The sequence below is a fragment of the Streptomyces sp. NPDC047525 genome, from assembly GCF_040643025.1.
Lineage (GTDB): Bacteria > Actinomycetota > Actinomycetes > Streptomycetales > Streptomycetaceae > Streptomyces > Streptomyces durmitorensis.
Map to the genome: position 1 here is coordinate 80,799 of NZ_JBEYTL010000026.1, position 10,685 is coordinate 91,483.

Annotated in this window: 4 protein-coding genes, 1 tRNA gene and 1 rRNA gene; 2 read left to right on the forward strand and 4 right to left on the reverse strand. The window is 68.6% G+C overall.

Features of this window, described 5'->3' with window-relative positions; genetic code table 11:
* Positions 1-169 precede the first annotated feature (169 nt).
* Positions 170-5,677, reverse strand: a complete 5,508-nt coding sequence (locus ABZ833_RS42180) for a HAMP domain-containing protein (RefSeq protein ID WP_361058697.1) — start codon at positions 5,675-5,677, stop codon at positions 170-172.
* Between the two features lie 273 nt (positions 5,678-5,950).
* On the opposite strand from ABZ833_RS42180, the gene ABZ833_RS42185 reads away from it, so the two are divergent.
* Complete coding sequence (locus ABZ833_RS42185) at positions 5,951-8,614, forward strand: SpoIIE family protein phosphatase (RefSeq protein ID WP_361058699.1); 2,664 nt, start codon at positions 5,951-5,953, stop codon at positions 8,612-8,614.
* Between the two features lie 87 nt (positions 8,615-8,701).
* Here ABZ833_RS42185 and ABZ833_RS42190 read toward each other — a convergent pair.
* Positions 8,702-8,774 (reverse strand) — tRNA-Thr (locus tag ABZ833_RS42190).
* Between the two features lie 117 nt (positions 8,775-8,891).
* Here ABZ833_RS42190 and ABZ833_RS42195 point away from each other — a divergent pair.
* Complete coding sequence (locus ABZ833_RS42195) at positions 8,892-9,809, forward strand: PHB depolymerase family esterase (protein ID WP_361058701.1); 918 nt, start codon at positions 8,892-8,894, stop codon at positions 9,807-9,809.
* Between the two features lie 12 nt (positions 9,810-9,821).
* On the opposite strand, the gene ABZ833_RS42200 is transcribed toward ABZ833_RS42195, so the two are convergent.
* The gene (locus tag ABZ833_RS42200; RefSeq protein ID WP_361058703.1) at positions 9,822-10,484 is read right to left on the reverse strand and encodes a DegT/DnrJ/EryC1/StrS family aminotransferase; all 663 of its coding nucleotides are present in this window, start codon (positions 10,482-10,484) and stop codon (positions 9,822-9,824) included.
* A gap of 115 nt (positions 10,485-10,599) precedes the next feature.
* A 5S ribosomal RNA gene (rrf, locus tag ABZ833_RS42205) occupies positions 10,600-10,685 on the reverse strand; the annotation flags it as partial.

The following is a 10,685-nucleotide window of genomic DNA, read 5'->3' on the forward strand; positions in this document are numbered from 1 at the left end:
GCCGGTCATGGTAGCCGCACCCCGCCTGTCGCCACACCCTGTCACCGCGATGTCACTGTGCACGTAGCAGAAACGCAGTGGGAGACCAGAAGGTTCCCCGAATACCGTGGTTCTACACGGCTTCGGCCACACTCTGTCAGCAACTCCGCGTAATGACGCCTCTTCTCGGTCACTCCCCGCGCATCCACTGCTCCATCACCGAGAGCAGATGATCCGGGTCGACCGGCTTCGTAACGTAATCGGAGGCTCCGGAGTCGATCGCCTTCTCCCGGTCGCCCTTCATGGCCTTCGCGGTGAGCGCGATGATCGGGAGCCCGGCGAACTGAGGCATCCTGCGGATCGCCGTCGTCGTCGCGTACCCGTCCATCTCCGGCATCATGATGTCCATCAGGACGACCGTCACGTCGTCGTGCTGTTCCAGGACTTCGATGCCCTCACGGCCGTTCTCGGCGTACAGCACCGAGAGCCCGTGCTGCTCCAGGACGCTGGTGAGCGCGAAGACGTTGCGGATGTCGTCGTCGACGATGAGTACCTTCTCACCGCCGAACTGGTAGCCGGGACGCGCCTCGGGCGCCTCCTGCCCCGCCGCGGCCCACTGCTCCTGGGACCGCTGCTCCGCGGTCGGCCCCTGCCCCGGCAGGACCGGCGGCTGCTCCGAGGAGGCGTGGGCGGCACGCCGGCGGCGCCTGAAGAGCGTGCCGGAGTCGGGCACCGCGTCGAGCCGCGGCGTCGGCGGCGCCTCGCTCTGCGGCTGCTGCTCGACCGTGGACGGACCCTCTTCCAGAGCGGGCCGCGCGACCGTTCCCGGCAGCGGGGAAAGCTGTGTGTATCCCTGCGGCGGCAGTTCGCTCGGGTGCAGCGGCAAATAGAGCGTGAACGTCGAACCGCGGCCCGGTTCGCTCGCCGCGTGGATCTCTCCGCCGAGCAGCCGAGCGATCTCCCGGCTGATGGAGAGCCCGAGCCCCGTGCCGCCGTACTTCCTGCTCGTCGTGCCGTCGGCCTGCTTGAACGCCTCGAAGATCACCCGCATCTTGCTGCCCGCGATCCCGATGCCGGTGTCGCTCACCGAGAAGGCGATCAGATCCGCGTCCGCGTCCCGCAGCGAACCCGCCTCCAGGAGCTGTTCGCGGATGGCGTTGGGCACATCGGCGTTCGCGTGCCGGATCACCAGCTCGACCGCTCCGGAGTCGGTGAACTTCACCGCGTTGGACAGGAGGTTGCGAAGGACCTGCAGGAGCCGCTGCTCGTCCGTGTGCAGGGTCGCGGGCAGCTCCGGAGACACGCGTACGGAGAAGTCGAGTCCCTTCTCCGCGGTCAGCGGCCGGAAAGTGGCCTCTACGTAGTCCACGAGCTGGACGAGCGCGATGCGCGTCGGGGAGACGTCCATCTTGCCCGCCTCGACCTTCGACAGGTCGAGGATGTCGTTGATCAGCTGCAGCAGGTCCGAGCCCGCCCCGTGGATCGTCTCGGCGAACTCCACCTGCTTGGGGGTGAGGTTCGCGTCGGCGTTGTCGGCCAGCAACTTGGCCAGGATCAGCAGGGAGTTGAGGGGCGTACGCAGCTCGTGCGACATGTTCGCCAGGAACTCGGACTTGTACCGCATCGAGACGGCGAGCTGTTCGGCACGCTCCTCCAGTACCTGCCTGGCCTCTTCGATCTCGGTGTTCTTGACCTCGATGTCGCGGTTCTGCTGAGCCAGCAGCTCGGCCTTCTCCTCCAGTTCGGCGTTGGAGTCCTGCAGTGCCTTCTGCCGGTTCTCCAACTCCGCCGAACGTTCCCGCAGTTGCTCGGTGAGCTCCTGCGACTGCCGGAGCAGCACCTCGGTCTTCGTGTTGACGCTGATGGTGTTGACGCTCGTCGCGATCATCTCGGCGATCTGGCTGAGGAAGTCCTTCTGGATCTGCGTGAACGCCTGGAAGGCGGCCAGCTCGATCACGCCGAGGACGGTCCCTTCGAAGAGCACCGGAAGCACGATCACCTGGGCGGGCGGCGCCTCACCGAGGCCGGAGGCGATCCGCAGATAGCCGGACGGCGCGTTCTCCACGAGGATCGTGCGCCGCTCCTGTGCCGCCGTGCCGATCAGCGTCTCGCCGGGCCGGAAGGACGTCGGCATGGAGCCCATGGAGTAGCCGTAACTGCCCATCATGCGCAGTTCGTACGCGTCTCCCTGCTCGGCACCGGGCTCCGCCCCGTCGTCCGTGGGCAGCGCCAGGAAGAAGGCGCCGTGCTGCGCGGAGACCACGGGCGTCAGCTCGCTCATGATCAGCGAGGCGACGTCCGCCAGGTCGCGGCGGCCCTGCATCAGACCGGAGATGCGGGCCAGGTTGCCCTTGAGCCAGTCCTGTTCCTTGTTGGCCAGGGTGGTGTCGCGGAGGTTGGCGATCATCGAGTTGATGTTGTCCTGGAGGACCTGGATCTCGCCCGCCGCGTCCACGTCGATCTTCAGGTTCAGGTCGCCGCGGGTCACCGCGGTGGCGACCTCGGCGATGGCGCGTACCTGACGGGTCAGGTTCCCGGCCATCTCGTTCACGGATTCGGTGAGGTCACGCCACGTGCCGTCGACGTCCCGCACCCGTGCCTGACCGCCCAACTGCCCTTCCGTGCCCACCTCGCGGGCCACGCGCGTGACCTGCTCGGCGAAGGACGACAGCTGGTCGACCATCGTGTTGATGGTGGTCTTGAGTTCGAGGATCTCGCCCCGGGCGTCGATGTCGATCTTCTTGGTCAGATCGCCCTTGGCGATCGCGGTGGTGACCATCGCGATGTTGCGGACCTGGCCGGTGAGGTTGGAGGCCATGCCGTTCACGGACTCCGTCAGGTCCTTCCACGTACCCGAGACTCCGGGCACACGGGCCTGACCGCCGAGGATGCCGTCGGTGCCCACCTCGCGGGCCACCCGGGTCACCTCGTCCGCGAACGAACTCAGCGTCTTCACCATCGTGTTGACGGTGTCGGCGAGCTGCGCGACCTCGCCGCGCGCCTCCACGGTGACCTTCTTGGTGAGGTCTCCGTTGGCGACCGCCGCGGCGACCTGGGAGATCCCGCGCACCTGCGCGGTCAGGTTGTTCGCCATCAGGTTGACGTTGTCGCTGAGGTCCTTCCAGGTGCCGGTGACGCCCGGGACCCTCGCCTGGCCGCCCAGGTTGCCCTCGGTGCCCACCTCGCGGGCCACGCGGTTGACCTGCTCGGCGAAGTTCGAGAGCTGGTCGACCATCGTGTTCACGGTCGTGACGAGCTCCAGGATCTCGCCCTTGGCGTCGACGGTGATCTTCTTGGAGAGGTCGCCCATGGCGACGGCCGTGGTGACCTCGGCGATGTTGCGGACCTGAAGGGTCAGGTTGTTCGCCATGCCGTTCACGGACTGCGTGAGGTCCTTCCAGGTGCCGGAGACACCCTGCACCTCGGCCTGGCCGCCCAGGATGCCGTCCGTGCCCACCTCGCGGGCCACCCGCGTCACCTGCTCGGCGAAGGCGGAGAGCTGGTCCACCATCGTGTTGAGGGTGTTCTTCAGCTCCAGGATCTCGCCGCGCGCGTCCACGTCGATCTTCTGCGACAGGTCGCCTCGCGCCACCGCGGTCGCCACCTGCGCGATGTTGCGGACCTGGGCGGTGAGGTTGCCGGCCATGCCGTTCACGGAGTCGGTCAGATCGCGCCACACACCGGCCACGCCGGGCACCTGCGCCTGACCGCCGAGACGGCCTTCCGTGCCCACCTCGCGGGCCACCCGCGTCACCTGGTCCGCGAAGGCGGAGAGCTGGTCGACCATCGTGTTGATGGTGTTCTTCAGCTCCAGGATCTCGCCGCGCGCGTCCACGTCGATCTTCTGCGACAGGTCGCCCCGCGCCACCGCCGTGGTGACCTGGGCGATCTGGCGCACCTGCGACGTCAGGTTCCCCGCCATGAAGTTGACGGAGTCGGTCAGTTCCTTCCAGGTGCCGCTGACACCGTCCACGCGGGCCTGGCCGCCGAGGCGTCCTTCGGTGCCCACGTCACGTGCCATCCGCGTGACCTGATCGGCGAAGGACGACAGCTGGTCCACCATCGTGTTCACGGTGTTCTTCAACTGAAGCATCTCGCCGGAGACGTCGACGGTGACCTTCTGCGACAGATCACCGTTGGCGACCGCCGTCGTCACCTGCGCGATGTTGCGGACCTGGCCCGTGAGGTTGCGGAAGGCGGTGTTGACCGAGTCCGTCAGGTCCTTCCACGTGCCGGCCGCGCCCTGCACCTGCGCCTGGCCGCCGAGCTCACCCTCGACACCGATCTCCCGCGCCACACGCGTCACTTCGGCACCGAAGGCGGAGAGCTGATCCACCATCGTGTTCACGGTGTTCTTCAGCTCGAGCATCTCGCCCGCGACATCGACGGTGACCTTCTGCGACAGATCACCGTTGGCGACCGCCGTCGTCACCGTCGCGATGTCCCGCACCTGCGTGGTGAGGTTCCGGAAGACCGTGTTCACCGAGTCGGTGAGGTCCTTCCACGTCCCCGCGGCGCCCGGCACATTCGCCTGACCGCCCAGCTGCCCCTCGGCGCCGACCTCGTTCGCGACCCGGGTGACCTCGTCCGCGAACGTACGCAGCGTCTCGGTCATCTGGTTGATGGTCTCGGCGAGCTGGGCGACCTCGCCGCGCGCGCTCACCGTCACCTTCTGGGACAGATCGCCGTTCGCGACGGCCGTCGTGACCTGGGCGATCCCACGCACCTGGGCGGTGAGATTGCCGGCCATAAGATTCACCGAGTCGGTGAGGTCCTTCCACACTCCCGCCACACCCGGCACCTGCGCCTGGCCGCCGAGCTCACCTTCCGTGCCCACCTCGCGCGCCACACGGGTCACCTCGGAGGAGAACGACGAGAGCTGGTCCACCATCGTGTTGACGGTGTTCTTCAGCTCCAGCATCTCGCCGGCGACGTGAACCGTCACCTTCCGGGACAAGTCACCCTTGGCGACCGCCGTCGTGACGAGAGCAATGTCACGTACCTGCGCGGTGAGCCGGTACGCCATGGTGTTCACCGAATCCGTGAGGTCCTTCCACGAACCGGACATTCCACGTACCCGCGCCTGGCCGCCCAGCTTGCCCTCGGTGCCCACCTCGCTGGCCACCCGCGTGACCTCGTCGGTGAACGTGGAGAGCTGGTCGACCAGGTTGTTGACCGTCCGGCCGACCTTCAGGAACTCCCCGCGCAGCGGATGGCCGTTCCCCTCGTCCGCCTGCGCCCGCAGCTCCATCCGCTGCTCCAGGTCGCCCTCCGCGACCGCGGAGAGCACCCGCCCGACCTCGGAGACGGGGCGTACGAGATCGTCGACGAGGGCGTTCGACGCATCGATCGCCGCAGCCCACGAGCCCTCACTGGCACCGGTCTCCAGCCGTTCCGTGAGCTTTCCCTCACGCCCGACCATGCGCCGCACCCGGGAGAGCTCGCCCGTCAGATGCAGATTCCGGTCGGCCACCTCGTTGAAGACAGCGGCGATCTCGGACATGACGTCGTCGCCGGAGACCGTGAGCCGCTTGCGGAAGTTTCCGTCCCGCATGGCAGCGAGCGCCGCGAGCAGCCTGTTCAGGGCCGCCGTGTCCACAGACGTAGTCGCCCCATGGCGCGGTTTGCGCTGTTTACTCTGGGACTGTCCGTCTTTCGCGCGCGTTTTAGTGCCCCGCGTCGCTGCGCCAGACTCCACTGTGTCCCTCCCGCAAGGGTCGACCGTACTGCTCGGGTTACCTGGGCTCTCTCCAAGAAGCCTGCCCAGTGTTTCACCATGGCTGAACCAGGCCATAACAGTTCGGCAGCTTCGCACACCGTCCGCACACCCTCCGGGCGGAAACACTGACGACCGGCATCAGCATGGACGGCGAAGGTAAGTAACCTGGCATCCGGCTGTCCAACCACCTCGGTCCTGCCCGGCCTGGGCGGTGGCACACGTACAAGCGGGCATCGGAGGGGCGGCCGCACCATGGTGGGAGATCTGGGCGTCGATACTCGTACGAGGAGTTCTGTGATCACCGCGCGCGCGGCTGCGACTTTCGACCCCGTCGGACGTTCCGTCGCGACGGCCCGCTCCTTTGTCCGCGACACCCTCCAGGGCTGGGGGTTCACGGACATCGTCGACGACGCGGTCGTCCTCACCAGCGAGCTGGTCACCAACGCCGTGGTGCACGCGGGAACCGCCGCGGACGTCCTGTGCCTGCGCACCGAGGACGCCGTACGCATCGAGGTCTCCGACCACTATCCGGAACGGGAGATCCCGCTCCAGCAGTCCGCCGTGAACATGGGCAACCCCGACCGCGAGGGCGGCCGCGGCCTCCAGCTGTGCGCGGCGCTCGCCACCCGCTGGGGCGTCGACTACACCCCCACGCAGAAGCAGGTCTGGTTCCAACTCGACCTCCCCGACCGCTCGGTGGGCACCCGCGCGGCGGGCCCCGCCCTCCCCGCCGAGATGCTCCCCATCACCGACGGCAGAGTCCGCGTCGCCGTCGTCCAGATCGACCGCGTGGGCGCGATCTCGGCCTGGAACGAAGACGCCGAAGAGCTCTTCGGGTACGTCGCCGAACAGGTCACCGGCAAACCGCTCACCGACTTCGCCGCCTGGCCGCACACCCCGGGCACCAGCACCGGCATCGTGGAGGCCCTCCAACTCTCCCGCTGGGAGGGCAGTTACGGCATCCGCGGCTCCGACGGCCGCGTCACCCCCGTCTACGCCTCGCACCTGCGCGTCCGCGACACCGACGGCGAACCCTCCACGGTCTGCCTGCTCGTCCGCGACGACGAGCGCGCCGTCCTGCAGACCCCGCTGCGCGGCCCCGCCCCCGAGCCCGGGGCGCTCACCGAGTCGCACACCGCCGACCCCTTCGAGGTCTTCATCGGCTCCCCGGCGCCGGACGACCTCGACGGTCTGCTCCAGCGCACGGTCGAGCGCGCCCGCGACATGCTCGACGGCGACGCCGCCTTCCTGCTCCTCGCCACGGACGACGAGACCGAGCTCGAGGTCCGCGCCTCCACAGGCCTGCCCTCCGCCCGCCAGCGCTTCGCCCGCGTCCCCGTGGAGGCGGGCCCCGGCCGGTACGGCTCCGCGCGCATGCCGGCCGTCCACGAGGACCTCACGGTCGTCCCCGGCGCCGTACCGCTCCTCAGCGGCACGGGCATGCGCTCCGTGGTGACGGTCCCGCTGAAGGTCGAGGGCCGCCTCACGGGCTCCCTCGGCGTCGCGGCCGAGTCCCCCGACCGGTACTCGAACGAAGAGGCCCTGCGCCTCCAGTTCGCTGCCGACCGCATCGCCCTCGCCGTCGAGTCCGCGCGCCTCGGCGAGCTGGAGCGCCTGCGCCGCGGCTCGCTCTCCTTCCTCGTGGAGGCCTCGGATCTCCTCGCGGGCACCCTGGACCGCGACCAGACCCTGGCCCTCATGGCCCAGATGACGGTCCCGACGCTCGCCACCTGGTGCGCCGTCTACACGATCGCCGACCAGGCCTCCGAGCCCTATCTCTCGTACGTCCTCCATGAGGACGAGGAGCGCATCGACGGCCTGAAGGCGCTCCTCTCCAAGATCGCCCCTCCTGACCCCGTGCCGACCCCAGGCGCCCGCGTCTGGGCCGCCCCCTCGGAAGCGGCCCACCAGGCCGCCCTGCGCACCTCCATGCGCAGCCTCGGCCTCGGTGAACCGATGAGCCTCGGCTCGGGAATCGGCACAACGCTCTCCACGGCGTCGGCGGTGGGCGGCGAGACGGTCGTCCTGCCCCTGGTCGCCCGCAACCGCGTCATCGGCATGCTCACCCTGGGCAAGCCGTCCGACGAGCACTTCCGCCAAGAGATCCTGGAACTGGCCGAAGATCTCTCCCGCCGAGCGGCCCTCGCCCTGGACAACGCCCGCCTGTACTCGGAGCGCATGGCCATCAGCCAGTCCCTCCAGCGCAGCCTGCTGCCTCCGGGGCTCCCGCAGATCCCGGGCGTCGAGGTCGAGGTCATCTACCGCGCGGCCGGCGAGGGCAATGAGGTCGGCGGCGACTTCTACGACCTCTTCCCCATCCGCGACGGCGCGTACGGCTTCGCGATCGGCGACGTCTGCGGCACGGGCCCGGAGGCCGCCGCGGTCACCGGCCTGGCCCGCCACGCCCTGCGCCTCCTGGCCCGCGAGGGCTTCGGCGGCCCCGCGGTCCTGGAGCGCCTGAACGCCGCGATCCTCGACGAGGGCGCCCGCAGCCGCTTCCTCACCCTCCTCTACGGGGAGTTGTGGCCGCAGGAGGACGGCTCTGCCGTCCTGAAGATCGTCTGCGCCGGCCACCCGCTCCCGCTCCGCCTGCGCCAGGACGGCACGGTCGAGCCGTACGCGGAGCCGCAGCCGCTCCTCGGCGTCATGGACGACCTGGAGCTCTACGAACAGACGATGACGCTCGACCCGGGCGACGTCCTGCTCTGCGTGACGGACGGAGTCACCGAGCGCCGCGAAGGCACCCGCATGCTCGGCGACGACGGCCTCGCGGACGTCCTCACCACGTGCACGGGCCTCACGGCGGGCGCGGTCGCGGCCCGCATCATGCGCGCGGTGGAGCGCTTCGCGACGGACGCGCCGTCGGACGACATGGCGATCCTCGCGATGCGGGTCCCCGGCCTCCAGAAGGACTGAAGAACCTCACCCGGGGGCCCGTGGGCCCCCGGGAAACGCAGAAAGTCCCCGCCCAACTGGGCGGGGACTTTCCCGACTTGCTCTCTGAGCCCCCAAGCGGAATCGAACCGCTGACCTTCTCCTTACCATGGAGACGCTCTACCGACTGAGCTATAGGGGCCTGTTACGCTCTCGCGGTTTCCCGCTTGGCAACGGAATAGATCATACCCGAAAGCGAAGCTGCCTCGAACCGCCCATTCCTCTGGACCGCCCGCACGACCGCTGCCACTCTGCGCCCATGCCGAGCCGACGTGGCACATCCAAGCGGTACGCCTCACCTCTGGCACTGACCGCCTCGCTCCTGCTGCTCGCAGCCTGCGGATCCGACGACGACAACGGATCCGCGGACCAGAAGCCCACCCGGCCGTCGACCGCGGAGTCCCCGCGCCCCGGCGACCAGAAGGTCACACTCACCTGGAAGGGCAAGAAGCGCGTCTATACGGTCCATGCCCCACCGGGCTACACCCGCGCCGACAAGCTCCCGCTCATCATCGCCATGCACCCCTATCCGGCCAACGGTGCGGCCGCGGCCACGATCAGCGGCCTCAACGCCAAGGCGGACAAGGAGAACTTCCTCGTCGCCTACCCCGACGGCCTCAACCAAGGCTTCAACGCCTTGATCTGCTGCGGCACCGAGGACGACGTGGGCTTCATTCGTACGATGACGAAGAGGCTGACCGGCACCTGGAACGCCGATCCCGACCGCGTCTACGCGACCGGCATCTCCAACGGCGGCGACATGTCCTACAAGCTGGCCGTCGAGCTCCCCGACACCTTCGCGGCCATTGCCCCCGTCAGCGGCGGCTACCTCGGCCCCGACTCGGCCATGGACTCGTACATGCCCAGGACCCCGGTCTCCGTGATCACCTTCATCGGCGGCCTCGACGAGCACTACACAGGGATGGACGAGGGCATCACGGCCTGGCAGAAACGCCTGTCCTGCAAGACGAGCCGACCCGAGAACCTCAAGAACAAAATCAAAAGGACAACGGCCAAGTGCCGCGACGGCTCGGACGTGATGGTCCACCGACTGCCCGACATGGGCCACTCCTGGCCGGGAGGCGCGGGCGGCAGCATGTCTGACCCCTCGGCCGGCATCGACGCGACAGACCTGATGTGGGAGTTCTTCAAGTCCCACCCCAGGAAGGCGCCGTAGGGAACGGAACCCCTAGAAGGCCGGCTGCAGAAGTCCGCCGAGCGCGTTGCAGGCGGACACGACCCGCTGGAGTTCACGCCGCGACATCGACGCGCCGACCGGAAGCGTCAGCGTCTCGTCCGCGGCACGCTCGGTCTCCGGCAGACAGACGTCCCGCCAGAACTTCGGCGTGCGATGCGCGGGCGTCTTCACGGGCACCCGGCAGTCAATTCCCTTGGCCCGCACAGCACGCGCGAACGCGTCCCGGTCCGGCCGCCCGTTCCCGGGCACGCGCACGACGTACTGCTGATAGCTGTGCCCCTCGACGCCGTCCGGGGTGATCACACCGCCGAGCCGCCCGCTGAGGTAGGCCGCGTGCGCCCGCCGCTGCGCGAGCTCGTCGTACGGTGCGTCCGACTCGCCCTGCTCCAGTACGAGGACGCCGTGCCGCTGCCCGACGTCCCGCAGCCGCCTGACGTCGGCGGGGTGCCCGAAGCGGTGCACGACGGCCACAGCGGCCGTACGGGAGTTCACGGCGGCGGTCACCGCATCAGGATCAAGGCAGTACGTCGCCCGATCTATGTCCGCGAACACGGGCACGGCCCCTGACAGGACCACGGCCTCGGCGATCTCGACGTTTCCGAACGCCGGCACGATGACCTCGTCACCAGCACCGACACCTGCGGCTCGCAACATGCCAACTGTCCCCATGCCTCAAGATGTTGGCTGCGGAACGTGAACGGCAAGTGACGCAAAACAAAAAAGAGCTGGTCCCTGAACCGAAGTTCAGGGACCAGCTCTATTAATAATAGTTCGGCGGCGTCCTACTCTCCCACAGGGTCCCCCCTGCAGTACCATCGGCGCTGTGAGGCTTAGCTTCCGGGTTCGGAATGTAAC

Excerpts from the sequence above, each read along its gene's own strand:
- ABZ833_RS42185 (WP_361058699.1), top strand. The coding sequence starts at position 5,951 with ATGGTGGGAGATCTGGGCGTCGATACTCGTACGAGGAGTTCTGTGATC.
- ABZ833_RS42195 (WP_361058701.1), top strand. The coding sequence starts at position 8,892 with ATGCCGAGCCGACGTGGCACATCCAAGCGGTACGCCTCACCTCTGGCA.
- ABZ833_RS42200 (WP_361058703.1), bottom strand. The coding sequence starts at position 10,484 with ATGTTGCGAGCCGCAGGTGTCGGTGCTGGTGACGAGGTCATCGTGCCG.